We start from the raw sequence: 26,472 nt of genomic DNA, 5'->3' as shown, positions 1-26,472 counted from the left end.
TTCGCGAAATCGGTCATAACGTGGCCGATTCCGCCATCCCGGAAATGGGGACAGACCCCATTTTCGAAATGGGGACAGACCCCATTTTCACGTAAGCGTCTCCTCGCCCCCACACGGCAAGACTTCTCGGCCGGTCCGATCCCTCGCTCATGCTAAAATACTGTACAAACGTACAGTTTTCTCCTTAGCATCCATTCGAGCGAACCTATGACAGAGCTGGACCACTACCTTGCCACGCACTACCTCGACGTTGCCCAGTCCGCGGCCGCCGCAAACCTCACCGCTGACGAATTCGAAGCATTGGTCGACCGCCACCTGGTCCCGGCTCCGTCCTATGTAGTCACCTCCGATGGCACCCTCGTATCCCATGTCTTTGGCGCGCTGCCAGCGCCCGGCTCACGGGAAGATCGCTATTTCCATCCATCGCAATCCATCTGGATCGCCCGCGCACGCCACGCCATCGCCACATGCGGCGAGGACGGCGCCGAAGCGCGACTGAAGGAACAGTTCAGCACCGCCTTTGCCTGCGCCCTGGCCGCCCTGAACCTCTCGACATGGCGTCTGCGCGACAGCTTCGATGACAGCGGATTGCCGATCGCCGCAGGCCTTAACGCGCGCACCGACAGCGCCTGGTCGCATTTCCTGCACGGGACCTTTGGCCTGTGCGTGGCGAGTCCGGTGTCCGAAGCGCACATCGCCTACAAGGAGGTATTGCAGGAAAAGCTGGCCTGCCTTAGCGACCATGGCGCACGCATTGCGTTCCCGGCAGGGCAGGGCGCATGCATGCTGGAATTGATCGACGCTTACGCCGCCGCTTCCATGCCGTTCTCGCCGATCGAATATGCCCGGAGCAGCCGGAAACGGCTCGTCGACGACCTGCGCACGAAGCTAAGCGCGGAACTGGCCCCTGCATAACGCACAGGCAGGAAATGACAAAGCTCTCCGACAAGCTGGAAATCCTGGCCGACGCCGCCAAGTACGACGCCTCCTGCGCCAGCAGCGGCGCGCCCAAGCGCAGCTCGGACGGCAAGGACGGCTTCGGCGCCACCAGCGGCATGGGCATCTGCCACAGCTACACGCCGGACGGCCGCTGCGTCTCGCTGCTCAAGATCCTGCTCACCAATTTCTGCATCTACGACTGCCAGTACTGCGTCAACCGCCGCAGCTCGAATGTCCCGCGCGCCCGCTTCGCCGTGGCAGAAGTGGTGAAGCTCACGACTGATTTCTACTTCCGTAACTACATCGACGGCCTGTTCCTCAGTTCCGGCATCATCCAGTCCGCCGACTACACGATGGAGCAGCTGGTCCAGGTGGCGCGCGAGCTGCGCGAGGTGCACCAGTTCCGCGGCTACATCCACCTCAAGACCATTCCCGATGCCGATCCCGCGCTGATCGCCGCGGCCGGCAAGTACGCCGACCGCCTCAGCGTGAACATCGAGCTGCCGACCCAGACCAGCGTCGAGAAGCTGGCTCCCGAGAAGAGCGTCCACACCATCAAGCTGGCGATGGGCGCGATCCGCGGCAAGCTCGATGAAAAGGAGGCCGAGCCCCGCTCCCCGCGCTTCGCGCCGGCTGGCCAGAGCACGCAGATGATCGTCGGCGCCGACGCCAGCGACGACCAGACGATCCTGTCCACCGCCGAAACGCTCTACACCAGCTACAAGCTCAAGCGCGTGTACTACTCCGCGTTCAGCCCGATCCCGCAAAGCCCCAAGTCGGTGCCGCTGGCGCCGCCGCCGATGCTGCGCGAGCACCGCCTGTACCAGGCCGACTTCCTGCTGCGCAGCTACGGCTTCCAGGCCGGCGAACTGCTGCCGGCTTCCGGTGGCAACCTCGCGCTCGACATCGACCCCAAGCTGGCATGGGCGCTGTCGCACCGCGAGCACTTCCCGATGGACCTGAACCTGGCCGACCAGTCGATGATCGCGCGCGTGCCCGGCATCGGACTGCGCAACGCCAAGCGCATCGTCGAACTGCGCCGCACGCGCCGTGTGCGCTACGCCGACCTCACGCGCCTGCGCTGCAGCATGAAGAAAGTCGCGCCGTTCATCGTGGTGGCCGACTACCACCCCGCGCGCGACACCACGCCGTCCGAAGCCCTGCGCCAGTCGCTCGCCGATGCGCCCCAGCAGATGAACCTGTGGCCGGAGCTGAAGGCGGCATGAGCGCATCGGCCGCGGTGGCGGAAGGGCGGGCGGTCTTCGCCGACTCCTTCGACACCTGGCGCAGCGCCGCGCGCGACCTCCTTGCGCACGGCATCGCGCCGCATCAGGTGCAGTGGACCGAAGTCGAAGGCGGCGGCGACCTGTTCGCGATGGCCGCGCCGGCAGGGCGCGGGGACGCAGTCGAACACGCTACGCCCGGCCCGCCCTTCCAACTTCAGGTATCGCGCGCCCTCATGGAGTTGCTACAGACCGCCGCCTGCTGCCGCGTCCCCGACCGCTGGGCCTTTCTGTACCGCGTGCTGTGGCGCTGGCAGCACGGCGAGCATGACGTCGCCTCGCCGGCCGACGAGGATGGCGCGCGCCTGACCGGCATGGCCAAGGCGGTCAGCCGCGAGATCCACGACATGCATGCCTACGTGCGCTTTCGCGAGCGCGCGCCCGAGGCCGGACCGCCGCGCTTCGTCGCTTGGTTCGAACCGCAGCACGACGTGCTGCCGCAGGTTGCCGAACACTTCCGCCACCGTATGGGCGGCGCCACCTGGATGATCGCCACGCCCGCCGCCACGGTGATGTGGGACGGCACCACGCTGCATTCCACCGGCCCGCTACTGACCGGCGCCGCCGCCATCGAGGACGCAGGCGAGGCGCTGTGGCTGACCTACTACCGCAGTATCTTCAACCCCGCGCGCCTGAACACCCAGGTCATGCAGGGACACATCCCGTCGCGCTTCTGGAAGAACCTGCCCGAGGGCGCGATCGTCCCGGCCATGGTGACCGAAGCCGCCAACGGCGCCCGCCGCACCGGCCAGGCGCAGGCGGTGGGCCAGCGCAAGGGCCGCACGGTGCCGGTCGCGCCGGAAAGCGCGCAGCCGGAGCGGGACGAGCCGTCCACGCTCGACCAGTGCCGCCGCTGCGACCTGTGGAAGAACGCCACGCAGGGCGTGCCGGGCGAAGGCGCAAAACGCGCCAGGATCATGCTGGTGGGAGAACAACCGGGCGACCAGGAGGACATTGCCGGCCATCCCTTTGTCGGACCGGCCGGCCAGCTGCTCGAGCGCGCAATCGCCCGGGCGGGGCTGGACCGCAAGAAGCTGTACGTCACCAACGCCGTCAAGCACTTCAAGTGGGAGCCGCGCGGCAAGCGCCGCATGCATAAGACGCCGGCGCAGCGCGAGGTCGACGCGTGCCGCTACTGGCTGGAAGGAGAACTGGCCAGCGTGCGCCCGCAGGTGGTGGTCGCGCTGGGCAGCACCGCGCTCAAGGCAGTGCTGGACAATCCCGGCGCAACCCTGAAGGAATCGATCGGCGAGCCGTTCATGCACGATGGCCGCTGGGTGGTCGCCACCTACCATCCTTCGTTCGCGCTGCGCGTGCCCGATGCGGAGGCGCGCGAACAAGCCTTCGACGCCATCGTCGTCGCCCTCGAGCGCGCCCGCCAGCTCGGTGCCCCGTAACCGGTCACCGCGAGCCCTGTTCAACCGGGCTCTCCAGTTGCCGCAGGTCATGTACACTTCTCCGTCGACAACACCGGACGGCCCTCCGCCATGACCCCATCCCTATCCCCAGCTCCATCTTCGATCACCGTGTTCCCTGCCGCTCTGATTGCAGAAGCCGGCCACGCGCCCTGCGCAGGCTGCCGCAACGGCATCGAACTCGATATCGAATTCGAATTCGCGTACCAGCCGATCGTCGACGTCGCCACGCGCACGATCTTCGGCCACGAAGCGCTGGTGCGCGGTCCGAACGGCGAGTCGGCCTACAGCGTGCTCTCGCAGGTCAATGACCAGAACCGGTACAAATTCGACCAGGCCTGCCGCGTCAAGGCGGTTGCGGGCGCCGCGCGCCTCGGACTGCCCGGCTACCTGTCGATCAACTTCCTGCCCAATGCCGTCTATCGTCCGGACCTGTGCCTGCGTACCACGCTGGCCGCCGCGAAGGAACACGACTTCCCGGTCGAGCGCATCATCTTCGAGGTGACGGAAAGCGAGCAGGTGCGCGATCGTAAGCACCTCGTCAACATCTTCGAGGAATACCGCCGCTTCGGCTTCATGACGGCCATCGACGATTTCGGCGCCGGTTACGCAGGCCTGAACCTGCTGTCCGAATACCAGCCGCACATCGTCAAGCTGGACATGGACCTGGTGCGCGACATTGACAGGCACCGCCCGCGCCAGGTGATCGTCTCGAGCATGGTCGCGATGTGCCGCGACCTCGGCGTGCGCGTGCTGGCCGAAGGTGTCGAGACACGCGCCGAGCGCGACTTCCTGCGCTCCGCCGGAATTGGGCTGATGCAGGGCTACTTCTTCAGCAAGCCGGTGTTCCAGGGCGGCGGCACAATCGACCCCGCGCTCTGGGATTAATCGACACGCATTGCGAAGGGATGTTTCCGAAAGTCGCTGGTCCTCAGGTACACTTGGTGATCGCCTTTTCCGGAAGCTGACTGATGACCGATCGCGCCGTTCCAACCCTTGGCGGGCTGCGCGCCTGCCTGATCCTGCTGGCGATGTCCCTTGCAGCGCACGCACAAGCCAACCCGGCCAGGATCCGTCCCCTGACGGATGCGCCTGAGGCGCTCCAGCCCTTCCTCGAAAAAGCGCGCGCGGCCGACGCCATCAAGGACCCGCTGGCGCGCTGCCTGGCGTTCCCCGACCTGCCCGGGAACCAGTGGCCGGCCGGTCTCGCCAAGGCGCACTGCGAGCTGGCGCACGGCCCGCGCATCACCATCGGCAAGGTCAGGCAACTGCTCGATGCGAAGGCCTATGCCGAGCTGGATGCGCTGTATCGCGCCGACCTCGAGAAGCACTTCGCAAAGGATGCGCCGAGCGAAGCCATCCACCGTGGCTTCGACGATTTCGATGGCCTGCAGGAGTCGAACGACGTCACCAAGCGGTGGCTGGACAATGCGCCCGACAGCCCGTTCGCGCTGGCGGCGCGTGGCATCCATCACGGGAACGCCGCCGCGAAAGCGCGCGGGGGCAATCTGGCCAGGGAGACCTCCGACGCAAACTTTGCCCGCATGTCGCTCCTCGCCGACATGGCGATCGACCTGCTGGAGAAGTCACTGAAGCGCGAGCCAAGGCTGCTCGCCGCGCACGAGGAGCTGATTGGAGTGGCCAGCCTTGCGGGCCGCGCGGACGTGGGCGAGCGCGCATTCAACCAGGGCAGCGCAATCGACAAACACTGCCGCCGGCTGACCGGGGCGCAGATGCGATCGCTGCGTCCGCGCTGGGGCGGCAGCTACGAGAAAATGGCGGCCTATGCGGTGCAGCTGGAACCGTTCCAGAAAGAGCGCCCGCTGCTGGCGCTGACCCTTGCCGAGATCCCATCGGACATGGCCACCTGGGTCATCGAACATCCCAAGCACAAGGAAAAGATCGAATTCCTGCTGCCCGCAGCACAGCGCTCGACCTTTTTCGGGGTCCATGAAACGCTGGCGCGCAGCATGACGACCGCCGAGATCGACGAGTGGACCAAGCTGGTCTACCTGTTGATGGTGGGCCGGTTCTTCGACGACGACCGGTGGATCACGCGCGAGAAGGGCCGCACCCTGCTTTATTCCGGCCAGGCCGAATGGTCGCTGCCGGCATTGGAGAAGGCAGCGCGCATGGAGGCGTCGGACTCGGGAGTCAGGAGCATGCTGGCCCATGCGTACTTTGAGCTGCAACGCTGGCCCGAAGCCGAGAAAGCCTATGCCGCGCTGCTCGATTTCAAGGAGACGCGCGAAGAGGGGCTGCGTGGCGCGTTCGAAGTGACGATGAGGCTGGCCAGGCATGCCAAGGCGCTGGAGTATGCCGAACTTCTGAACAAGGAACATCCCTCGTATGCCTTCGCATGGTTCATGCGGGCCTGGTTGCTCGACAAGGTGGGCAAGCGTGCTGGCATTTACGAGGCGTTGGAAAAGTATGTCTCGCTGGCCGATCCCGCCAACCCGGAGGAAGCCAGGCCACTCGCCGAAGCAAAGCGCATCCTCGCCGCCCGGAAGAAGAAATAAGTGTTCAACTTCAGCATTGTTTAAGTAACAATCGTTATCTTTCCGTCACCTCCACGACGGAAAGATAACGAAATGCTGAAACGCTTGTTTGCCGGGTTCTTCGCGATGGCAATGGCCTTGCCCGCGATGTCGCAAAGCGAACCGGAACCGGTAGCGCCTGACAGCGGCGAGACGATCCGCGTCGTCGGCCAGCGTCCCGGTCCGGGCTTGTGGAAGGTGTCCAAAGGCGACCACGTGCTGTGGGTGTTCGGCACCTACTCGCCCTTGCCGGTCAAGATGGAATGGCGCTCGCATGAAGTCGAAGCGATCCTCGCGCAATCCCAGGAATTCCTTTCCCCGCCAATGGCAACGCCCGATATCGGGCTGCTGCGCATGGCCACGATCCTCCCATTCGCCTTCGGTATCAACGACCTGCCGGAAAAGCAGACCCTGAGCGACGTGCTGGCCCCCGATGTGTACCAGCGCTGGCTGACGCTACGCGACAAATATCTCTACAAGAAGGATGGACTGGAGCGCATGCGCCCACTCCTGCTGGCGTCACGCCTTCACAGCGCCGCTCTCGAAAAGGCTGGTCTCGAAAACAGCCGGTCCGTGCGCGAAACGATCAACAAACTCGTGAAGCAGCACGGGCTGAAAGTCACGAGCAGCGAAATCAAGATTCCTGTGGATAGCCCGGTCAAGCTGGTCAGGGAGTTCAAGAAAAGCTCGCTGGAAGACATCTCGTGCTTCACAAAGACGATGGACCAGCTGGAGAACGACATCGACGCCATGCGCACGCGCGCCAATGCGTGGGCGAAAGGCCATGTCGACGTGATCCGAAAGCTCGACTTTGCCGATCGCGACACCGCCTGTACGGCGGCGATCCTGTCCAGTTCCGTCCTGAAGAACCAGCCCGGCTTCAAGGATATCGACAAGCGCATGCAGGACCTGTGGATCGCGAATGTCGAGAGATCGCTGGCACAAAACAAATCGACGTTTGCCGTGCTGTCGCTGAAACATATCCTTGCACCGGACGGGTACCTGTCAGCCCTGCGGGCAAAAGGCTATTCGGTGGAAGACCCGGAGTAAGGGAAGGGCTGGCGTCGCTAGACCAGGGTCATCCAACGCCAGCCCATGGATTGCCAATCTGAACAAAGCGCGCGTAGAATGCGGTTGCAAGGCGGGTGTAGCTCAATGGTAGAGCAGAAGCTTCCCAAGCTTACGACGAGGGTTCGATTCCCTTCACCCGCTCCATGTGCACGTTTTTGTCTACGGCCTCAATTGAGGCCTACAGCGCATTGCTTCAATGCGCGTAGTTGTTCGTCGCCCGGAAACTGTTCGACCCTGTACCGGGCCGGATACGCCTCTGGCTGGAGCACCATGAGCTCGCCTGCAATCCGGACAAGATCGTCCCAGCGCACTTCGATCCGCGGCTCTTCGCCGAGAGCGCCGAGCACGATTCTGTCCGTCCTGGGGAGAAGCGAATCAACGTCCTTCGCCCAGGTGCTCAAGCTATATTGTTCTCCCGTTCGGCTATTTTCGATAAGCATATAGGTGGCGACAAAAATATCGATGTCCTGCTGTTCATGGATTTGATCCAGCAGCTTGGACTGCACTCCGTAGTCTTCGAGCAAATACTGTCGCCTCAAGCTTTCGAGTTTCGCCATCACGACAGGTTCTTCAGGAGCAAACTCCACCGGACCATGCTCGCCAAACTCGTACATCACTGCTGACACGGTCCGCTCCTCCTCTTCGGCGCACTGCATGGCGAGGTCGATCATGGCCAGCATGCCCGTGGGATTATGGCGGGAGGTGAGCAAAAGACGTCCGCGAGTCGGTACCATTGCGACTGGAGCGGCGAACATCCGAAACGCGAGGTCAGGCAGAAGAATCCTGGAAGAGTCGTAGGCATCGTTCCAATCGCTCACAAACACCCCAGGAATTATCTCTGCGAGTGAATCGACCGTGACGTCGCGCAGGTTGTCCGTCGCGGTAGCCATGACTTCGCCGAACGACATACCCCATGCGCGCAAGTTGTCGGTGGTGACCATCGACATTGACTGTTCAGAATCGATTGCAAGCATCAGGACGGCATCACTGCTGAATGGTTCGAATACGGTAAGCGGGCTAGCTTCGGACTTCGATGCCAGTTGGGTAAGCCTCAGGTATTCGCAATATCCGCGGGCTCGCACCAGCGGCATCAAACGGTCTTTCACATCTTCGAAACTGCTGGGCACTTCTTCGGTAACGAATAAAGAGGCACATTTCGCCAACAGTGCGTCGCGCTCGTGTTTCGGTGCCGCGACATATTCGCGATACAGGTTGTGCAGGTTAACTACCTGGTCCGCACCGCCGACCAGGATGCGGAAGTCATCGGCGTCAAATTGCATTGGTTTGCTGACGCCGCTTTTTTGGGCAGCCGTCATCAATAGTTGTGCGAACTTTTCCGGGGAAGGAGTGCGGCTGAAGAGATCAATGATTGCCATGCGCGTCAGTCACCTTATCGAGATGAATTTTGTCCGTCAGCTTCCAATGGCCGTCGCGGTCGGCACGCAAAGTGAAGCGTACCGGCACGGAGGGATTACTTCGAGGGTCCGCCGGCGCATATTCTTTGCCTTCCAGGACAAGCGTGTCGGATGCGACGCTCACCACTCGGGTGACAAACCGGACCGGGCTATCGAATCGAATGACGGGCGATGACAATTCGGGCTGCACCACATATTGCCCCGTATTGACCGTGGCGATCGCCAGGTGTGTGGCTTCCGTTCCCGAACCTCCCTGGCATCGGATATCGCCCGTCCATAACACCGCATATTTGGGCAGCCGGTCGTCCAGCCTGCCCGGGTCCATGAGATAGACGTTCCCAGGCTGTACCTTGACTCCCGCGCACGCGATCGCGCTGGCATACCTCTCCACCGCATTCGCAATTCGCGCCCGGACGTCTTCCGTTAGATCCGGAGCGGCATGGGCCTGCGTGCTGAATGCAAGGCCGGCAAACAGTATCGCCAGTGGAGATTTCATGTCGTGATCCGCAAAGGTTGAGAATCATCATATTGCCAAGAATCTAAGCTCGACGCACCAATATTTCATTTCGTCGTTCGCGTACGTGGTTTCGTATCTCGTCGCCTGTCGCTGTTTCCATCGATTTCCCGGCCCTAGACTGCATCCATGACATATATTTATGGATGAAAAGGAGCCGGACATGTGGAATCGCATCGCCAAGTGGTACAACGACTGGGAGCAGGAGCAGCTTGACGTGCTGGCGGATCCATCGCTCGCCGCGAAAACGGCACCGGGATATCGCCGCTATGTCGCCGAGAAGCTGGCCGAGCTGTCCCCGGTCGAGCGGCAGCAGCTGCGCGCGTTCTCGATCAAGTACCAGGGCCGCACGCTCTACATCGCCGTGGCGAAGTTTGCGCTGCTGTTCAGCCTTTGCGGCGTCCTGCTGCAGCTGGGTCTCAAGAAGGAATTCGATCTGGTGGAAGGGCTCGTGGTCGGGAACGTGTTCGGGTTCGGTCTGCTCATGGGCTTCCTGGGCGTCTGGTTCAACTCGCGCCGGATGGCCAGGCATAAATTCAAACTGGTGGCCATCATTGTCGGTTGCGCGACGCTCGGCGCGCTGGTGGGAGCCAGCGCCGCAATGATCGGCAAGGGCAAGCCAATCGACTACATCATTGGCGAGCTTCCGATGGTTGCCCTGCGCGTCGGCGTGACCACAGGAGCCGCGATGTCGGTGCTCCTGCTGCTGCTTACCTGGATCAGGGTGCGCCAGTCGGAGATGGAAGCGCAGCAGCTGCAGGCTGAAGCGGAGCGCGAGCGGCTCGGACGCGAGGTAAGCGAGTCCCAGCTGCGCCTCCTGCGCGCCCAGATCGAGCCGCACTTCCTGTTCAATACGCTCGGCGCCGTGCAGCAGCTGGCCGAGCAGGGCGCGCCGCGCGCTGCCGAACTGACCGCGAACCTGATCGACTTCCTCCGCGCGAGCATGACGGAGATGCGCAGCGACCAGGTGCTGCTGTCCTCCGAATTCGCGCTGGTCGAGTCCTACCTGAAGGTGATGAAGACACGGCTGGGCGATCGGCTGACGTTTTCGGTATCGTTGCCGGAGCCGCTTGCCGCCGTGAGCGTGCCCAGCATGATCCTGCTGACGCTGGTCGAGAATGCGATCAAGCACGGCATCGAGCCTTCGCTGCGCGGTGGCGACGTGACGGTATCGGCCCATCACGAAGGTGACCGCATCAGGATCCGTGTGGAGGACACCGGCATCGGGATGAACGCGCTGCCCGGTGGCGGCAACGGACTGGAAAACGTGCGGCGCCGCCTGCAGCTGGCGCACGGCGATGCGGCTGCGCTGGAGCTGCACGACGGGCATGGCAACGGCTTCGTCGCGGATATCCTGATCCCCGCGCAGATAGAACACAAGGTGGCGGCATGACGACGGTACTGGTCGCGGAAGACGAACCGCTGATGCGCGAGCGCCTGCTGGCGATGCTGGAGGTAAGCTGGCCCGACGCGCGGGTCGTGCAGGTAGCGGAAAACGGCAACGACGCGTGGGATGGCTTCCTTGAACACGAGCCGGAAGTGGTCTTCCTCGACATCCGCATGCCCGGGCTGTCCGGGCTCGAAGTGGCGGAGCGCATCGGCAAGTCGGCGCATGTGGTCTTTGTCACCGCGTATGACCAGTACGCGGTCGAAGCATTCGACGCGGGCGCGGTCGACTATCTGCTGAAACCCGTGCAGGCCGACCGGCTGGGCAGGGCGGTCTCGCGCATCCGCGAAAAGCTGGACCGGCCTCCGGAAGACCTGGGCGACATCCTGCGCCAGCTGAAGTCCGCGATCCCGGGCGCGCAGCGCGAGCGGATGAAGTGGATCAAGGCGAACGTCGGTAAGCAGATCCGCCTGATCGACGTGAACGACGTGCTGTTCTTCCAGTCGGATACCAAGTACACGCGCGTGGTGCTGGAGGGCTCGGAGGCGCTGGTGCGCATTCCGCTGAAAGACCTGCTGGGCGGGCTCGATCCGGACAAGTTCTGGCAGATCCATCGCGGCACGCTGGTCAACGTGAATGCGATCGCCGCTGCCGAACGGGTCGATGCCGAACGCCTGCAGGTGCTGCTGCGCGGCTGCGACGAGAAGCTGGTGGTGAGCCGGAAGTTTGCCCACCTGTTCCGCGACTGACCTCCTGCCCGGCGGCTAGGCCGGGCCCAGCGCCGGCCATTCCGCCGTACGCACGGCGGCCGAATAGGTCCGGCTCACCGGCACCTCCAGGCCGTCTGACAGGACGAGCGTCAGCTTTGCGCCGTCGCGCCGGATCGTCCTGACGGCATCGTGCGCCACCCACCAGCTCCGATGTACCTGCAGGCCGGTCGACTCGTCCAGCTCCTTGAGGGCATCGCCCAGCCGCATCAGGATCAGGTCCGATCCCGCCGGCGTAATGACACGCAGGTAGTGGTCCTCGGCGCCCAAGGCGAGCAGCTCTTTCCCCAGGTGCGACGGAATGCGCGCCATGAAAGGCTGCGGACGGATGCCGGCAGGGGGCGCTTCCGGCTGCACGGGCATCTCCGGCTGCGCCTCGGCCGGCGGCGTTGTCAGCAGGAGCGAATGCGCCGAAGGCCGCTGGCGCATCAGGAACAATACGATCAGGAGCTGGATCAGCGCCACGCTGCCATAGAGGCGCGGGATGACTTCCAGCGGTATCGGCTTCGACAGGCGCGTGAGCGACTCCGCCCATCCCACCGCAAACGTGGTCGGCACGGCCGACGCGAGCGTGATCACGGCAATGCGAACGGACTGGCGCATCTTGATCCGCAGCGCGGCAAGCGCGTGCGCCGCGATCACGATGCTGACGGCGCCGAACAGGACGAGCCCAATCCAGTATGCATATCGGGCGCCCGTTCCCAGGTCCTGGTAGGTGCCGAACGGGCCGATCACCGCACAGACAGCGCCGAGCACGACGGCAGCCGCGAGCTGGAACAGCGCGCGGGACAGATCGAATTCACGCTTCGTGAACTGCATATGCTGGTGCTCCTGCGAATAAACCGGTCGGTTGGCGAAACCACGCTGGCGCTGGTTGGCCGAATTCAGAAAACTACCGATTCTAGCAACAACTCATCCGTCCCCGGTCGCCGGAAGGCGGTACTCATCACATTTCAAACAGGAGAAGTAACGTGTCCAAGTTCAAGCTTTTCAGCCGTATCCTGGTCGCTGGCGCAGCGTTTGCGGCATTCGCCGGCGCCAACCCGGCCGCCGCCCAGTCCGGTGCCGTCGCCCCGGAGCTGGCGCGCACGCTGCAAAAAGTGGCAGATGCCGCGGACGATGCCTGGAACCGCCGCGACGTGGCGGCCATGACGTCTCGCTTCGCCAGCGACGCGACGGCAACCATCGGCGGCACCCAGCAACTGACCGGCAAGGACCAGCTCGGCGCCTTCTACACCAACTCGTTCAAAGGCCTGCCCCATGGGATGACGCACCGCACGGTCGTGCGCCGCATCGAAAAGCTGGGAGATATGTATGCCACCGACAGCGCGGTCTTCCTCGAGATGCCGGATGGCGCGAATGGCAAGCGGGTGGTGCGCGAGTTCTTCACCTTCGCCCTCATTCGGCCGGCCGGTGACGATTGGGAATTCGTTGCCGTGCGCGCCGTGCCGCTCGGCCCCGCGCAGCTCGCAGCGAAGTAAGTGCTTACGGCTGTGCCGGGGCGGTGGATCGCGCCTGCGTTCCGGACGGTACCGATGCATAGATAATGATCGGCTGTAGCTGTTGGGCGGGTGGCATCGTCCTGGGTGTCGCGTGGTTCAGCACGAACGTGACGATGGTGATCGCGGCCATGCTGACGGCCAGGATGACGCCGACGATCCACCTGACGGCGTTATCGATGTCATGCTTTGTCTCAATGCGATAGTCGTGCAGCTGCTGGCTTAGTGTATCCAGCCGAGCCTCGACGCGATCGAAGCGTGCATCGATACCATCGAAACGCTTCATCGCATCCGCCGCGAATGCCTCCAATTTTGTGATGCGCTCTCTCATGGAACCATCGTAGCCCCCACCCCCACCTCCGTCAAAGCCCGCACGCGTTACGTCTGGGTCGGAATTGTCTGATTCGTCGTTCTTGAGCGGATGCATGGTCATGGTGATGGCGGAGAAGAGATTTTTGCCATTGTCCGGCCACGTCGAGACTTGCCACTTGAGTTAGCTCGCGGGAAGCGCGCCGGGGCGTTGCGCTATAATGGCGCCCCGGCCGCAGGGCCCGGCTTTGCCCGTTTCGCTTCCTGAAAATACCCATGTCTTCCGATACCCCAACCAACGGCCAGGGCCGTCCGATGCTGTACGACCCGACCGAACACCGCATCCGCAGTTTCGTCACCCGCGCTGGCCGCCTGTCTACCGCGCAGGCTCGCGCGCTGGAAGAGCTGGGTCCGAAGTACCTGGTCGAATACGCGAAAGCGCCGCTCGACACCGCCGCGGTGTTCGGCCGCAAGGCGCCGGTGATCCTCGAGATTGGCTTCGGGATGGGCAACACCACGATTCACATCGCCAAAGAGATGCCGGAGAAGGACTTCATCGGCGTCGAAGTGCACACGCCTGGCGTGGGCAGCCTGCTCAAGCAGATCGGCGAAGAGGGCGTCACGAACCTGCGTGCGATCCAGCACGATGCGGTCGAGGTGCTCGACCACATGATCGCCGACGGCTCGCTGGCCGGCGTGCACGTATTCTTCCCGGACCCGTGGCACAAGGCGCGCCACAACAAGCGCCGCCTGATCCAGGGGCCGTTCGTGAAGAAGCTGTGCGACAAGCTGGAGACCGGCGGCTATATCCACCTCGCCACCGATTGGGAAGACTATGCGGTGCAGATGCTGGAAGTGCTGAGCGCCGAGCCTGCGCTGCAGAACACGGCCGAGGGCTACGCGCCGCAGCCGGCGTATCGTCCGCTGACCAAGTTCGAGAACCGTGGCATCAAGCTGGGCCACGGCGTGTGGGACCTGGTCTTCACCAAGCGCTAGCGCGACCAGGCTGTGCACGGCACGGCGCGCCACGCCCCGTCGGGCGGTGACTAGTCACAGAGATAGCGTCTCCGACAAATGCCGGTACACGGCGGACACCCGTCGCAGGTGCCGGGCCTCGGGATGCGTGAGCAGCCACAGCTCGGTCTGGCATTCGTCGATAACGTCGGTCAGCTGGACCAGGTCGGTGCGTGATTGCGCCAGGAACAGCGGCAGGACGCCCACGCCGAGACCTGCAGCTGTCAATTCCATCACCGTCAGGATACTGTTGACCCGATACCGGGTGACCGCCTTTGGATGGCGGCGCTTGCGCCAGACCACGGACGGGTGGTCGGGCAGCGCGTCGTCCGGCGCGATCCAGGCCGCCTGGCCCGACTCGACTTCCCGATAGCTTTGAATGGGCCCATGCCGTGCCGCGAACAGCGCTACCCGGATGGGGCCGAGGTGCTTGCCCACCAGGTGTTGGGGCGGCCGTTTGGTGGCGCGCACCGCGATATCGGCGTCGCGCCGGGTCAGGCTGGTGACCTCGTTACCGGTGTGCAGTTCATACGCCAGCAGCGGGTGAACCGCATCGAGCGTGCGCAAGGCAGGGGCGACCAGTCCGTGCAGGATGGTATCCGTCGTGGTAATCCTGACCGTGCCCGTCACCTGCTCCGTGGCGGACTGCGCCGCCGACCTCGCCTGTTCCAGGCGGGTTTCCACCTGTTCCGCATGCTCTGCCAGGACCTGCGCCAGTTCGGACGCCTGGTAGCCGGCCCGCGAGCGGTTGAACAGCCGCTGGCCGATCCCGCGCTCGATCCGGCCGATCGCACGGAACACCGTGGATGCATCGACACCAAGCCGTTCGCCGGCGCCGGCCAGGTTCCCCGCGCGCACCAGGGCCAGCACGACCTCCAGGTCGCCGGCGCTCATTCGGTATTGCAGTTCTGCAGACATGGAGTGTGAAAACGCCTATTCCAATTGCGTGCCTGCAATTCTACGATAGATGGCATCCCACTTGAACGGAAAAATGCCATGAACCTCCCACAATCCCATACCACCCCCGGAGCAGGCCCGACGAAACCACGTTTCACCCTGGTCAGCCATGTACTGTGCCCGTACGTGCAGCGCGCCGTCATCGTGCTGACGGAAAAGGGCGTCGCCTTCGAACGCGTCGACGTCGACCTTGCGAACAAGCCAGCCTGGTTCCTCGCCTGCTCGCCGCTCGGCAAGACGCCCGTCCTGCTGGTCGATGATGAACCGGTCTTCGAATCGGCAGTCATCTGCGAGTACCTCGACGAGACACTGGCGCCGCGCCTGCATCCCGAGGCCCCGCTCGAGCGTGCCCGGCAACGTGCGTGGATGGAGTTCGGTTCCGCGCTGCTGAACGCGATTGGCGGCTTCTACAACGCCAGCGACGAGGCGGCACTGGCATCGCAGGCCGCCCTGATCCGCTCGCGGCTGGAGCAGGTCGAGGCACAGCTGCGCGAAGGCCCCTTCTTCGCCGGAGCCCGGTTCGGCCTCGTGGACGCCGTGTTCGGCCCCGTGTTCCGCTACTTCGACGTGTTTGACGAGCTGGCCGGCTTCGGCTTCTTTGACGGATTGCCGAAAACGCTCGCATGGCGGAAGGCCCTTGCGTCGCGGCCCTCTGTCCGCGACGCCGTGCAACCGCGCTATCGCTCACTGCTGCTCGAATTCCTGCACCGGCGCGGCTCGGCACTGTCGGCCAGGATCGAAGCGCAAGCCGCGGTGCTGTCCTGAAGCGGCGGCCGCTTACGCCATGTCGGCGATGAGGGAGATGATTTCGTCGCCGTAGGAGGCGAGCTTCTTGTCGCCGACGCCGGTCACAAAGCGCAGGTCGCCCAGCGACGCCGGCTTGGCCTTGGCGATCTCGCGCAGCGTCGCATCCTGGAACACCACGTACGCCGGCACATTGTGCGCGCGCGCCGTCTCCACCCGCCACCAGCGCAGCTTGTCGAAGATGGCCTGCTCCGCCGGGGACAGGTCGGTCTCGGTATATCCCTTCGGCGCCGCCTGGCGCTTCTGCTTCACCGGTTTCTGGTACTGGCGCAGCTGCACCTTCTGTCCGCCCTTGAGCACAGGCCGCGCCGCATCGGTCAGGCGCAGCGAACTGAATTGTTCGTGGTCCACCGTCACCAGCCCGAGCGCGATGGCCTGGCGCAGGATCGCGCGCCATTCCTGCTCGCTGCGGTCGGCGCCGATCGCGAACACCGATAGCTGGTCGTGATGCCACTGGCGAATGCGCTCGCTTTCCACGCCGCGCAGCACATCGATCACATGCCCGGCGGCGAAGCGCTGGTCCACGCGGTAGATCGTCGAGAGCAGCTTCTGGATTGGCACCGTGCCGTCGAACGACACCGGCGGCATCAGGCAGGTATCGCAGTTGCCGCACGGGCCGGACGATTCGCCGAAGTAGCCGAGCAGGCGCATGCGGCGGCAGTTCAGCGTCTCGCACAAGCCGAGCATCGCATCGAGCTTCATCGACAGCACGCGCTTGAAGGTTTCGTCGGCCTCCGACTCGTCGATCATGCGCCGCTGCAGCACCACGTCCTGCAGGCCATACGCCATCCACGCAGTGGCCGGTTGTCCGTCGCGGCCCGCGCGCCCGGTCTCCTGGTAATAGCCCTCGATCGACTTGGGCAGGTCCAGGTGGGCGACGAAACGCACGTCCGGCTTGTCGATGCCCATGCCAAAGGCGATGGTCGCGACCATCACGATGCTCTCTTCGCGCAGGAACTTCGACTGGTTGGCCGCGCGCTTCGCGTGGTCCATGCCGGCGTGGTAGGGCAGGGCGCGGATGCCGTTCTGCTGCAGGAACTCCGCGGTCTCCTCCACCTTCTTGCGCGACAGGCAGTACACGATGCCCGCGTCGTCGCCGTGCTCGCCGGTGATGAAGTCGAGCAGCTGCTTGCGGCCGTTGGTCTTCTCGACGATCAGGTAGCGGATGTTCGGGCGGTCGAACGAGGAGACGAACTGGCGCGCGTCTTCCAGCTGCAGGCGCATCGCGATCTCGGCGCGCGTCTGCTGGTCCGCGGTCGCGGTAAGCGCGATGCGCGGCACGTCCGGGAAGCGCTCGTGCAGGATCGACAGCTTGATGTATTCGGGCCGGAAGTCATGGCCCCATTGCGAGACGCAGTGCGCCTCGTCGATCGCGAACAGCGCGATGCGCGAGGACTCGAACAGCTCCATGCAGCGCGGCGTCATCAGGCGTTCCGGCGCCACGTACACGAGATCGAGCTCGCCCATGCGCACCTGGCGCTCGATGCGCATCGACTCTTCGAAGGTCTGGGTGGAGTTGAGGAAGGCGGCGCGCACGCCCACTTCCGCCAGCGCGTCGACCTGGTCCTGCATCAGCGCGATCAGCGGCGAGATCACCACGCCGACGCCGTCGCGCAGCAGCGCCGGGATCTGGTAGCAGAGGGATTTGCCGCCGCCGGTCGGCATGAGCACCAGCGCGTCGCCGCCGCTACCGACGTGCTCGACGATGTCGGCCTGCTGGCCCCGGAAGGCCGGATAGCCGAACACGGTCTGCAGCTGCTGGACCGCGCGCGCGCTGATATCGGTAGTCATGATGGCTTAGTGCGCCCAGTCAACCAGGTTGTAGTGGGCCGTGATGAGGATGACGATGCCAAACACAATACGATACCAGGCGAAGATCGTGAAGTCGTGCGAGCTGATATAGCGCAGTAACCAGCGCACGCACAGGAATGCCGACACGAACGCGGCCAGGCCGCCGATGCCGAACAGCGGCAGGTCGGACATCGTCAGCAGCTCGCGCTCCTTGATGACCGAATACACGGTGGCCGCCAGCAGCGTCGGGATCGCGAGGAAGAAGGAGAATTCGGTGGCCGCCTTGCGAGACAGGCCCAGCAGCATGCCGCCGATGATGGTCGCGCCCGAGCGGCTGGTGCCGGGGATCAGCGAGAACGCTTGCGCCAGCCCCACTTTGAGCGCGTCGGAAATGCGCATGTCGTCCACGCTCTGGATGCGCGCGTTCGCCTCGCGCTCCTTGCCGTTGCGCTCGACCAGCCAGATGATGATGCCGCCGACGATGAACGCGATCGCCACCGGTACCGGATGGAACAGCACATCCTTGATCATGCCGCTGAACACCAGGCCCAGCAGTGCCGCAGGAATGAACGCCACGATCAGGTTGATCACCAGGCGCTGCGCCTTGGGGTCGTGGCCCAGGCCCGTGATGACCGAGCCGATGCGCGCGCGGTATTCCCAGATCACCGCCAGCATCGCGCCGGCCTGGATGGCGATATCGAACACTTTCGCGGTCTCGCCCGTAAATCCGATCAGGCTGCCGGCCAGGATCAGGTGGCCGGTGGACGAAATGGGCAGGAATTCGGTGAAGCCCTCCACCAGACCCATGATGATGGCTTGAAGCGCGAGAGTGAGATCCATGTAAATCGTGTCGTTGTGCAACCGAAATCGAACGGCTGAGGTACTGCGTAGCGGACCGGAAGCTTACCACGCAGCAGCCCCGGCCAGCCGTATTCCGTCGCTTTCAACGCAAAATCCCGCCAATCCGCGCACAACGGCCTCCCGTCATCCCGGCGAAAGCCGTGATCCATGCTGAGCCGCCCCATCGATGACTCGTCACATCGTGTAGTGACCACAACTCACAATATCGACGCCTATGCCCAGCGGGAAGCTCGAAAACGCCGACCTCATCGCGGCTGCGAATAAATACACCTTCTTCAAGCCTTCCCGCGCCACGATCGCCAAGGTCGCACCCGGTGAGGTGGTCAAGCTGACGCCAAGCGCTGTTTCGTCACGCACCGCATCCTGCGAGACGGCGTTCCGGTCGGCTGCCTGTAAAGCGCACACTGAACGCAAGGAATCTGGCCGAGCTTGCCGGACGAATTCCCGGACCGGGCGCTGAAACGGGTCCGGTTCGGTTGTCTAGCCAGGTGCTGTGGCGCTTTCGAGCTGCGCCAGCCAGATCATCGCGTGTTCGCGGTCCGGGCCGCACATGTCCGCCGCCGGCTGCAGCCCGGCGCAGACGGCCGGCCGCCCGGGCTGCCCAAAAATCAGGCAGCGATTGTCGTCGGCCAGTTGTACGCAGCGTACCCCGGCCGGTTTCCCATCCGGCATGCCGGGGATCGCGCTGGTGATCGAGGGCGCGGTGCAACATGCGCCGCAGCCGGGTCGGCAGTCGAGCTTGGTGTCCATACGCCTAAAAAAGTGTCACCGTGACCGGTGCATGCTTTGCTACAATCATTTCAGATAAGTAAGCGGAGGGCGCCAGCCCGGCCGCTGCCCTGATTAACTACACAGTCGTTTATTGGACCGCATCATGGTTGCCCCTACAGGCGCTAAAGCACCCCGCTGGGAACGTCGCAAGGATGCGCGGCCGCAGGAACTGCTGGCCGCCGCCCTCGACCTGTTTGTCGAACGCGGCTTTGCCGCCACCCGCCTGGAAGACGTGGCGCGGCGCGCAGGCGTCTCCAAGGGCACGCTCTATTTGTATTACGCCAACAAGGAAGAGCTGTTCAAGGCCGTGGTGCGGGACAGTATAGTAACAGCGATCGGCGACGCGGAAGATGTCGTGGCCGGGTACGAAGGCGAATCGGGCGAGCTGCTGCGCGCCATCCTGTTCGGCTGGTGGGAGCGGGTGGGCGGCACCAAGGCGTCCGGCATCGTCAAGCTGGTGATGGCGGAGGCCAACAATTTCCCCGACCTCGCAGCCTTCTACCGCAAGGAAGTGATCGTCCGGGGCACCCGTGTGCTCAGCAGCGTGCTCGAACGCGGCGTGGCGCGCAAGGAATTTCGCGTGGCGGACATCGAAACCAGCACGCAGGTGCTGATCGCGCCCATGCTGATGCTGACCCTGTGGAAGCATTCCTGCGGCCCGTGCGACCAGGGCGATGTGGATGCCGAGCGCTTCCTGTCGAACTTTGCCGCCATGGTCCTCGGCGGCATCCAGGCCGATTAGCCCTGAAAAAGGCGCTAACTCGGCAATTTCGCAGCTTCAGCCCCCAAAATATGCAGACTGTCGCAATTTGGGGGCTTCCGCGGCTCCTTATCAGTAAGATATTCGTACTGGAGCCTTTCAACGATAAAATATCGGATTCTTTATTTTTGCCCAGAGCATCAACATGAACATCGAACAAGCACGCTTCAACATGATCGAACAGCAGATCCGTCCATGGAACGTCCTGGATCCGGAGGTGCTCGAGCTGCTGACGGTGGTCAAGCGCGAGCAGTTCGTCCCCGAGGCGTACAAGAGCCTGGCCTTCGCCGATACGGAAATCCCGCTGGGCGAGGGCGAAGCCATGTTCACGCCAAAGATGGAAGCGCGCATCCTGCAGGAGCTGCAGGTGAAGAAAGACGAAAACGTGCTGGAAATCGGCGCCGGATCCGGCTACATGGCGGCACTGCTGGCGCACCAGGCGCGCCACGTGACCACCGTGGAGCTGCTGCCGTCGCTGAAGGAACTGGCGCAGTCCAACCTGTCCAAGGCCGGCGTGTCCAACGTCACGGTGGAACTGGGCAATGGCGCGGCCGGCTGGACCAGCGGCGCCCCGTTCGACGTGATCGTCATCTCGGGCGCACTGGAAGCGCTGCCGGAAGCCTTCCTCAAGCAGGTCAAGGTCGGCGGCCGCATCGCCGCGATCGTCGGCCATGCACCGGTCCAGGCGGTCAACATCATCACCCGTGTATCGGATACGGCGTACGACACCGTCTCCATTTTCGAAACCAACGTCAAGCCGCTGCGCGCCGCGCCGGCACCGTCGCGCTTCACGTTCTGACCGATGCTTCACCTCAGCGCCCCCGAGCTGCAATCCTGGCTGGAAGACGAATCCCGTCCCCGCCCGGTGCTGCTGGATGTGCGCGAAGGGTGGGAGTTCGGGACTTGCCATATCGGTGGCTCGACCCACATGCCGATGAATTCGGTTCCCGTGCGACTGGGAGAGCTGGACGAGGAAGCGCGCATCGTGTGCGTATGCCATCACGGCGTGCGCAGCATGCATGTCGCGCACTACCTCGAGCGCAATGGATTTAGGGATGTAATCAACCTGACGGGCGGGATCCACGCCTGGGCGGTCCAGGTGGACCCATCGATGCCGCAGTACTGACAATTTTAGAGACACCAACGGAGAATAAGAATGCATAAGTCCCTCATCGCCGTGCTGCTCGCCAGCGCTTTCTCGCTTGACGCCCACGCGGCGGACCTGCTTCAGGTCTACCAGCAGGCGCTCGCCAACGATGCGACCTTCGCCAGCGCGCGCGCATCGCTGCAGGCGGGGATGGAGAGGGTACCGCAGGCACGCGCTCTGCTGCTGCCATCGATCAGCGGTTCGGCGTCGATCTCGCGCGGCTCGAGCGAAACCACGCCATGGAACGTTGGCCAGACCGTCACCAATCCACAAACCGGCCTGCCGTTCACCATCGGCTCGATCGACGACGATTCGCGCTCGCGCCGCTATGGCGTGTCGCTGTCGCAGCCGCTGTTCAACTGGGCCAGCTGGCAGACCTACCAGCAGAGCAAGCTCACCCAGGGCATCATCGAAGCGCAGTTCGCACAGGCGCAGCAGGACCTGATCACCCGCGTGGCGCAGGCCTACTTCGACGTGCTGGCCTCGCAAGACACGCTGGAGTCGATCCGCGCGCAGAAGACCGCGACCACCGAGCAGCTCGCATCGGCCAAGCGCAACTTCGAGGTTGGCACCCAGACCATCACCGACACGCACGAAGCGCAGGCCGCGTATGACCTCGTCGTGGCGCAGGAATTCGCCGCCGCGACCGACCTGGAAAACAAGCGCAGCGCGCTGCAGTCGATCATCGGCACCGCGCCAACCGCACTGGCGCCGCTCAAGCCAGGCGTCGCCCTCACGCCGCCACAGCCGGCCGTGATCGACCAGTGGGTGTCGTCGGCAGAAACCCAGAACTTCGCCGTCATCGGCGCAACCCTGAACGTGGAATCGGCCAAGCGCGACATTTCGCGCAATCGCGCGGGCCACTACCCGACCGCGAACCTGATCGCTGACGCGAACCGCGTGCGCGTGCCCGGCCAGAGCGAAGGCTCCGGCACGGTGAAGAGCAACAGCATCGGCGTCACGTTGGCAGTCCCGATCTTCAACGGCTTTGCCGTCACCAGCCGCGTGCGTGAAGCCATCGCACTGGAAGACAAGGCCCGCAACGACCTCGAAGCGACCCGCCGTAACGCGGCACAAGGCGCACGCGTGGCGTTCGCCAGCGTGAACAGCGGCCTGGCGCAGGTGCGCGCGCTGGAAGCGGCGGAAGTTTCGAGCCAGTCCGCGCTCGATTCCAACAAGCTGGGCTACCAGGTGGGCGTGCGTATCAACATCGACGTGCTGAACGCGCAGAACCAGCTGTACCTCACCCGCCGCAACCTGTCGCGCGCGCGTTACGACACCATCATCAACGGCCTGCGCCTGAAAGCCGCCGCCGGCGTGCTGAAGGAAGCCGACCTGGTGACCATCAACACCCTGCTGCAGCATTAAGACGTCGACCGAAGGGGGCAGTACTGTCCCCGGACGTTCGCACAAACGACACGGCGCCGAAAGGCGCCGTTTTGCATTGGTCCGTCCAGAAGGCGTTTTGTCGGAATCGGCCCATTCATGGCCGATTCCGCCAGGCCCGGGGCTATCCCTGCTGGGCGGGCGGTTCTCGCCGCAGACTTTTGGCGGAATCGCCCCATTCATGGCCGATTCCGCCAAATTCGGGGCGTGCCGGGAAGCGCGGGACAGTCCTTCCCGCCACCCTGTCAGCGCAGGCCGCCGCCCGAGCCCTGGTCCTTGCGCTCGATCAGCTCGACCTTGTAGCCATCGGGATCGGTAATGAACGCGATCACGGTGGTGCCGCCCTTGACCGGGCCCGGCTCGCGCGTGACGTTGCCGCCGTTGGCGCGCGCCGATTCGCAGGCGGCATAGATATCGTCGGCCGAGATCGCGATGTGACCGTACGCGGTGCCCATCTCGTACTTGTCCACGCCGTAGTTGTAAGTCAGCTCCAGTTCCGCATGCTCCGGGTTGTTCCCGTAGCCGACGAAGGCCAGCGTGTACTTGTATTCAGGGTTGTCGGAGGTGCGCAGCAGCTTCATGCCCAGCACCTTGGTGTAAAAGTCGATCGAACGCTGCAGGTCGCCGACCCGCAGCATCGTATGCAAAATGCGCATCTTGGTTCCAGTACTCGTGAGGTAAAGGAGGATTGTAGCGTCAAGCCTGCAGCTTTGCGTCGAGCGTGATATTTGCCTTCAGTAGCTTGGAAACAGGGCAGTTCTCCTTGGCGTCCTTCACCGCGGCGTCGAACTTCGCCTGGTCGGCGCCCGGAATCTCCGCATCGAGTTCGAGATGGACGGCAGTGATGGTAAAGCCCCCATCGGACTTCTCAAGCGAGACAGTGGCCTTGGTGCTCAGCCTGGTCGCGGTCATGCCGGCTTCGCCCAGCTTGCCCGACAGCGCCATCGTGAAGCAGCCCGCATGCGCGGCGCCGATCAGTTCTTCCGGATTGGTGCCCGGGCCGTCCTCGAAGCGCGCCTTGAATCCGTAGGGATGGCGGTTGAGCGCACCGGTTTCGGTCGAGATGAAGCCGGTGCCGTCCTTGATGCCGCCGGACCATTCGGCGCTCGCTGTCTTCTTGATCATTGCTTTCCTCCAGCTGGGGTTGGTGTGTTGGCGCCTGCCGGGGTCAGGCGCCAGATGATATTGCCGACGTCGTCGGCCAGCAGGATCGCGCCCTGCTTGTCGACCGCCACGCCGACCGGGCGGCCGTAGGCTTCGCCGTCGGGCGACAGGAAGCCGGTCAGCAGGTCCTGCGGCGGGCCGCTCGGCATGCCGTTCGCGAACGGCACGAAGATCAGTTTGTAGCCGCTGCGCGGGTCGCGGTTCCAGGAGCCATGCTGTCCGACCAGCGCGCCGTTGGCGAACTGCGGCATCAGCTTGCCGTCATAGAAAGCCAGCCCGAGCGAGGCCGTGTGCGAACCCAGCGCGTAGTCGGGCACAATGGCGCGCGCCACCAGGTCAGGGCGCTGCGGCTTGACGCGCTCGTCCACGTTCTTGCCGAAGTAGCTGTACGGCCAGCCATAGAAGCCGCCGTCGCGCACGCTCGTCATATAGTCGGGGACCAGGTCGTTGCCCAGTTCGTCGCGCTCGTTCACGGCGACCCACAGTTTGCGCGACTGCGGGTTGAATGCCATGCCGACCGGGTTGCGCAGGCCGCTCGCGAAGATCCGCCCCTTGCCGCTCGCGCGGTCGAACTCCCAGATGGCGGCGCGGCCTTCCTCGATCTCCATGCCTTTTTCGGCCACGTTCGAGTTCGAGCCCACGCCCACGTAGAGCTTCTTGCCGTCCGGGCTGGCGACCAGGCTCTTGGTCCAGTGATGGTTGATGCCGGCGGGGAGGGCCGCCACGCGCGTTCCCTTCGCGGCGATGGTGGTGTCGCCTTCCTTGTACGGGAATCGCAGCAGCTCGTGCGCATTCGCCACGTACAGGTCGCTGCCCACCAGCGCCATGCCGAACGGCGATGCCAGGCCTTCGATCAGCACCGAACGCTGCGCCGCCCTGCCGCTGGCGTCCACGCCGCGCAGCAGGGTGATGCGGTGCGGGGCGGGCGCGGCTGCGCCGGCGCGCTTCATTGCGGCGCCCATCACGGCTTCCCTGATGCCCTTGGTTTCCTTGGGCGGACGGTTGGTCTCGGCCACCAGCACGTCGCCATTGGGCAGCACGTACACCCAGCGCGGATGCTGCAGGCCGGTGGCGTAAGGCGTGGCGCGCAGGCCCGCTGCCGCAACCGGTGCGGTTCCCTCCGGCCATGGCACGGCTTTCGCCACATTCACGGTGGGCAGCAGCGATTTTTCAGGCTTGGGCAGGGCCGGATTCGGTCCGTAGCCCGTGGGGTATTGCTGGGCATGGGCCAGGCCGGCGGCGAGCGTGGCGGCACAGGCCGCGAGCAGCGGACGCTTCACTTGGCGCCCCGCGGGTCGCGGTGCGTGGCCGGACGTTCGCGCATGTCCTTGTCCGCATTGCCGGTCGGGCGCGCCTGGCCGTTGCCGGTCGGCGTGACCGCTTTTTCCACCCCGCGCGTGCCGTGCAGGTCGGTATCTACCAGGCCCTGTTCCAGGTCGCTTGCGGCCTGTTCCATGACGCCGCGCGGACGCTGGTCCTGCCCGTCGGGTGTTTCGTCGCGTTCGTGCGGCAGGCGCTTCTCCCCATCGTTGAGCATGCGCTCTTCCGTGTTGACCCTGCGGTCGCGTGCTTCAGTTGCCATTGCCAATTCCTCCGGAGCATATCGGTTTTGCCCCATCGTACTGCCGCGCCACACTGTCAGTCGCGCAATTGGATGATGCAATTTAGCAATGAAGCCGTTACCATCGTGTATTGCCAAATTAATTAGAGCGCTCCATGCACGACGCCACCCAATGCCTGAACTGCGGCACCCCCGTCCACCTGAACTACTGTGCCAATTGCGGCCAGGAGACCCGCCTCCATGTGCCCAGCGCGCGCGAATTCATCCACGAGTTCATCACCCATTACATCGCCGTCGAGGGCAAGCTGTGGCGCACCCTGAAGCTGATGCTGTTCAAGCCGGGCAAGCTGACCACGGAATACCTGGCCGGCCGGCGCGCGAGCTACATCATCCCGCTGCGCATCTTCCTGACCTTCAGCATCCTGTTCTTCGCCACCATGAAGCTCAGCAATGTGGACCTGGTGAACTCCGACGCGGGCAAGACCGGGCAGGAACAGGCCGCGCGCGCCAATGGCGCAACGCTGTCCGGGCCGCCCGCCGCCGGATCGAAGGAGGAGGAAGAGGCCCGGCGCAACGGCAGCGATCTGCAAGGATTGGTCGACTACATCGGACCCGGGCCTGTCGCGAAAATGAAGAGCGTCCTGGCGCTGCCGGAGGCCCAGCGAAACAAGGTATTCGCCGCCGGGTTCTACAGCTATGCGCCGTATGCGATGCTGCTGCTGATGCCGCTGTTCGCCTTCTACCTCAAGCTGCTGTACCTCGGCAGCGGACGGCGCTACGGCGAGCACTTCCTGTTCGCGCTGCACACCAACGCCTTCGCCTACCTGCAGATCACGCTGATGATGCTGTCGCCCTGGGGCTTCCTCACTTTCCTGCTTGGCGTGTGGCTGGTGTTCTACCTGCCGACCGCCATGCGCAGGGTGTACGGCGGCTCGCGCATCGTGACCTTCCTGCGCTGGGTCGTGCTGGCCACCCTGCACGCATTGAGCCTGGCGGTGGCCGTGCTGGCCGCGCTGGTGCTGCCGATGATAAGCTGACCCGGATGGCCGCTTTGCCAATCCGGCGCCACCTTGTTTATACTGTGAATCCATACAGCCGCCCGGATCGTCCCGACTAAACG

At 64.2% G+C, this 26,472-nt stretch carries 28 protein-coding genes and 1 tRNA gene; 17 read left to right on the top strand and 12 right to left on the bottom strand.

Features of this window, described 5'->3' with window-relative positions:
- The first annotated feature begins 207 nt into the window (after positions 1–207).
- From ACFSQR_RS11120 to ACFSQR_RS11090, 7 genes are all read left to right on the top strand, one after another.
- Positions 208–915 carry a DUF6058 family natural product biosynthesis protein gene (locus tag ACFSQR_RS11120; RefSeq protein ID WP_377729840.1) on the top strand — a complete coding sequence of 236 codons (708 nt, stop codon included), beginning with the start codon at positions 208–210 and terminating at the stop codon, positions 913–915.
- Positions 916–929: 14 nt separating this feature from the next.
- The gene (locus ACFSQR_RS11115) at positions 930–2,165 is read left to right on the top strand and encodes a putative DNA modification/repair radical SAM protein (protein WP_377729839.1); all 1,236 of its coding nucleotides are present in this window, start codon (positions 930–932) and stop codon (positions 2,163–2,165) included.
- A complete protein-coding gene (locus tag ACFSQR_RS11110) occupies positions 2,162–3,619 on the top strand; it encodes a UdgX family uracil-DNA binding protein (protein ID WP_377729838.1) in 1,458 nt (485 codons plus the stop codon). Before ACFSQR_RS11115 ends, ACFSQR_RS11110 begins: the two co-directional genes overlap by 4 nt.
- A gap of 90 nt (positions 3,620–3,709) precedes the next feature.
- Entirely contained in the window at positions 3,710–4,525 is an 816-nt protein-coding gene (locus ACFSQR_RS11105) for an EAL domain-containing protein (protein ID WP_377729836.1), read from the top strand.
- Between the two features lie 83 nt (positions 4,526–4,608).
- Positions 4,609–6,156: a DUF4034 domain-containing protein gene (locus ACFSQR_RS11100; protein ID WP_377729835.1), complete on the top strand. Its 1,548-nt coding sequence runs from the start codon at positions 4,609–4,611 to the stop codon at positions 6,154–6,156.
- A 72-nt stretch (positions 6,157–6,228) separates the two neighbouring features.
- The gene (locus ACFSQR_RS11095) at positions 6,229–7,224 is read left to right on the top strand and encodes a TraB/GumN family protein (protein WP_377729834.1); all 996 of its coding nucleotides are present in this window, start codon (positions 6,229–6,231) and stop codon (positions 7,222–7,224) included.
- A gap of 91 nt (positions 7,225–7,315) precedes the next feature.
- A tRNA-Gly gene (locus tag ACFSQR_RS11090) sits at positions 7,316–7,389 on the top strand.
- 23 nt (positions 7,390–7,412) lie between these two features.
- On the opposite strand, the gene ACFSQR_RS11085 is transcribed toward ACFSQR_RS11090, so the two are convergent.
- On the bottom strand, positions 7,413–8,621 hold the full coding sequence (locus ACFSQR_RS11085) for a hypothetical protein (RefSeq protein ID WP_377729833.1): 1,209 nt from the start codon (positions 8,619–8,621) through the stop codon (positions 7,413–7,415).
- Complete coding sequence (locus ACFSQR_RS11080) at positions 8,608–9,156, bottom strand: hypothetical protein (protein WP_377729832.1); 549 nt, start codon at positions 9,154–9,156, stop codon at positions 8,608–8,610. Before ACFSQR_RS11080 ends, ACFSQR_RS11085 begins: the two co-directional genes overlap by 14 nt.
- 181 nt (positions 9,157–9,337) lie before the next feature.
- On the opposite strand from ACFSQR_RS11080, the gene ACFSQR_RS11075 reads away from it, so the two are divergent.
- On the top strand, positions 9,338–10,567 hold the full coding sequence (locus tag ACFSQR_RS11075; protein ID WP_377729831.1) for a sensor histidine kinase: 1,230 nt from the start codon (positions 9,338–9,340) through the stop codon (positions 10,565–10,567).
- Positions 10,564–11,310 carry a LytR/AlgR family response regulator transcription factor gene (locus ACFSQR_RS11070; protein WP_377729830.1) on the top strand — a complete coding sequence of 249 codons (747 nt, stop codon included), beginning with the start codon at positions 10,564–10,566 and terminating at the stop codon, positions 11,308–11,310. The genes ACFSQR_RS11075 and ACFSQR_RS11070 overlap by 4 nt, the downstream gene beginning before the upstream one ends.
- 15 nt (positions 11,311–11,325) lie before the next feature.
- Here ACFSQR_RS11070 and ACFSQR_RS11065 read toward each other — a convergent pair whose 3' ends face one another.
- Complete coding sequence (locus tag ACFSQR_RS11065; protein WP_377729829.1) at positions 11,326–12,147, bottom strand: LytTR family DNA-binding domain-containing protein; 822 nt, start codon at positions 12,145–12,147, stop codon at positions 11,326–11,328.
- Positions 12,148–12,299: 152 nt separating this feature from the next.
- Here ACFSQR_RS11065 and ACFSQR_RS11060 point away from each other — a divergent pair, with 152 nt between their 5' ends.
- Positions 12,300–12,809, top strand: a complete 510-nt coding sequence (locus ACFSQR_RS11060) for a YybH family protein (RefSeq protein ID WP_377729828.1) — start codon at positions 12,300–12,302, stop codon at positions 12,807–12,809.
- Between the two features lie 4 nt (positions 12,810–12,813).
- On the opposite strand, the gene ACFSQR_RS11055 is transcribed toward ACFSQR_RS11060, so the two are convergent.
- Positions 12,814–13,158, bottom strand: coding sequence for a hypothetical protein (locus tag ACFSQR_RS11055; RefSeq protein ID WP_377729827.1), 345 nt, complete (start codon positions 13,156–13,158; stop codon positions 12,814–12,816).
- Positions 13,159–13,451: 293 nt separating this feature from the next.
- On the opposite strand from ACFSQR_RS11055, the gene trmB reads away from it, so the two are divergent.
- The gene (gene trmB / locus ACFSQR_RS11050; RefSeq protein WP_377729966.1) at positions 13,452–14,132 is read left to right on the top strand and encodes a tRNA (guanosine(46)-N7)-methyltransferase TrmB; all 681 of its coding nucleotides are present in this window, start codon (positions 13,452–13,454) and stop codon (positions 14,130–14,132) included.
- A gap of 54 nt (positions 14,133–14,186) precedes the next feature.
- On the opposite strand, the gene ACFSQR_RS11045 is transcribed toward trmB, so the two are convergent.
- Complete coding sequence (locus tag ACFSQR_RS11045) at positions 14,187–15,068, bottom strand: LysR family transcriptional regulator (protein WP_377729826.1); 882 nt, start codon at positions 15,066–15,068, stop codon at positions 14,187–14,189.
- Positions 15,069–15,146: 78 nt separating this feature from the next.
- Between ACFSQR_RS11045 and ACFSQR_RS11040 the strand changes: the two genes are divergently transcribed.
- The gene (locus ACFSQR_RS11040; protein ID WP_377729825.1) at positions 15,147–15,872 is read left to right on the top strand and encodes a glutathione S-transferase family protein; all 726 of its coding nucleotides are present in this window, start codon (positions 15,147–15,149) and stop codon (positions 15,870–15,872) included.
- A 12-nt stretch (positions 15,873–15,884) separates the two neighbouring features.
- Here ACFSQR_RS11040 and recQ read toward each other — a convergent pair whose 3' ends face one another.
- From recQ to ACFSQR_RS11025, 3 genes are all read right to left on the bottom strand, one after another.
- Positions 15,885–17,702, bottom strand: a complete 1,818-nt coding sequence (gene recQ, locus ACFSQR_RS11035) for a DNA helicase RecQ (RefSeq protein WP_377729824.1) — start codon at positions 17,700–17,702, stop codon at positions 15,885–15,887.
- Positions 17,703–17,708: 6 nt separating this feature from the next.
- Positions 17,709–18,542, bottom strand: coding sequence for an undecaprenyl-diphosphate phosphatase (locus ACFSQR_RS11030; RefSeq protein ID WP_377729823.1), 834 nt, complete (start codon positions 18,540–18,542; stop codon positions 17,709–17,711).
- A 501-nt stretch (positions 18,543–19,043) separates the two neighbouring features.
- Positions 19,044–19,313 (bottom strand): YkgJ family cysteine cluster protein, encoded by a 270-nt coding sequence (locus tag ACFSQR_RS11025; RefSeq protein ID WP_377729821.1) that lies wholly within the window; start codon positions 19,311–19,313, stop codon positions 19,044–19,046.
- Positions 19,314–19,437: 124 nt separating this feature from the next.
- On the opposite strand from ACFSQR_RS11025, the gene ACFSQR_RS11020 reads away from it, so the two are divergent.
- The 4 genes from ACFSQR_RS11020 to ACFSQR_RS11005 all read left to right on the top strand — a co-directional run bounded on the left by ACFSQR_RS11020 (position 19,438) and on the right by ACFSQR_RS11005 (position 22,609).
- Complete coding sequence (locus ACFSQR_RS11020) at positions 19,438–20,076, top strand: TetR/AcrR family transcriptional regulator (RefSeq protein WP_377729820.1); 639 nt, start codon at positions 19,438–19,440, stop codon at positions 20,074–20,076.
- A 163-nt stretch (positions 20,077–20,239) separates the two neighbouring features.
- The gene (locus ACFSQR_RS11015) at positions 20,240–20,893 is read left to right on the top strand and encodes a protein-L-isoaspartate O-methyltransferase (protein WP_377729819.1); all 654 of its coding nucleotides are present in this window, start codon (positions 20,240–20,242) and stop codon (positions 20,891–20,893) included.
- Positions 20,894–20,896: 3 nt separating this feature from the next.
- Positions 20,897–21,220 (top strand): rhodanese-like domain-containing protein, encoded by a 324-nt coding sequence (locus ACFSQR_RS11010; protein WP_377729818.1) that lies wholly within the window; start codon positions 20,897–20,899, stop codon positions 21,218–21,220.
- Positions 21,221–21,250: 30 nt separating this feature from the next.
- Complete coding sequence (locus ACFSQR_RS11005) at positions 21,251–22,609, top strand: TolC family outer membrane protein (protein WP_377729817.1); 1,359 nt, start codon at positions 21,251–21,253, stop codon at positions 22,607–22,609.
- 263 nt (positions 22,610–22,872) lie between these two features.
- Here the strand turns inward: ACFSQR_RS11005 and gloA are convergent, their stop codons facing one another.
- Genes gloA through ACFSQR_RS10985 form a run of 4 tightly spaced genes read right to left on the bottom strand, consistent with a single transcriptional unit; the run spans position 22,873 to position 25,373 of the window.
- On the bottom strand, positions 22,873–23,283 hold the full coding sequence (gloA, locus tag ACFSQR_RS11000) for a lactoylglutathione lyase (RefSeq protein WP_377729816.1): 411 nt from the start codon (positions 23,281–23,283) through the stop codon (positions 22,873–22,875).
- Between the two features lie 40 nt (positions 23,284–23,323).
- Positions 23,324–23,749, bottom strand: a complete 426-nt coding sequence (locus tag ACFSQR_RS10995; RefSeq protein ID WP_377729965.1) for an OsmC family protein — start codon at positions 23,747–23,749, stop codon at positions 23,324–23,326.
- On the bottom strand, positions 23,749–25,071 hold the full coding sequence (locus ACFSQR_RS10990; protein WP_377729815.1) for a PQQ-dependent sugar dehydrogenase: 1,323 nt from the start codon (positions 25,069–25,071) through the stop codon (positions 23,749–23,751). Before ACFSQR_RS10990 ends, ACFSQR_RS10995 begins: the two co-directional genes overlap by 1 nt.
- A complete protein-coding gene (locus ACFSQR_RS10985) occupies positions 25,068–25,373 on the bottom strand; it encodes a hypothetical protein (RefSeq protein WP_377729814.1) in 306 nt (101 codons plus the stop codon). Before ACFSQR_RS10985 ends, ACFSQR_RS10990 begins: the two co-directional genes overlap by 4 nt.
- 134 nt (positions 25,374–25,507) lie before the next feature.
- On the opposite strand from ACFSQR_RS10985, the gene ACFSQR_RS10980 reads away from it, so the two are divergent.
- Positions 25,508–26,389, top strand: a complete 882-nt coding sequence (locus ACFSQR_RS10980) for a DUF3667 domain-containing protein (RefSeq protein WP_377729813.1) — start codon at positions 25,508–25,510, stop codon at positions 26,387–26,389.
- Positions 26,390–26,472 lie beyond the last annotated feature (83 nt).

The sequence above is a fragment of the Pseudoduganella sp. GCM10020061 genome, assembly GCF_042683405.1.
Classification (GTDB): Bacteria; Pseudomonadota; Gammaproteobacteria; order Burkholderiales; family Burkholderiaceae_D; genus Telluria.
Note: the sequence above shows the minus strand (reverse complement) of the source record. Positions and strands in the feature narration are given on the sequence as shown.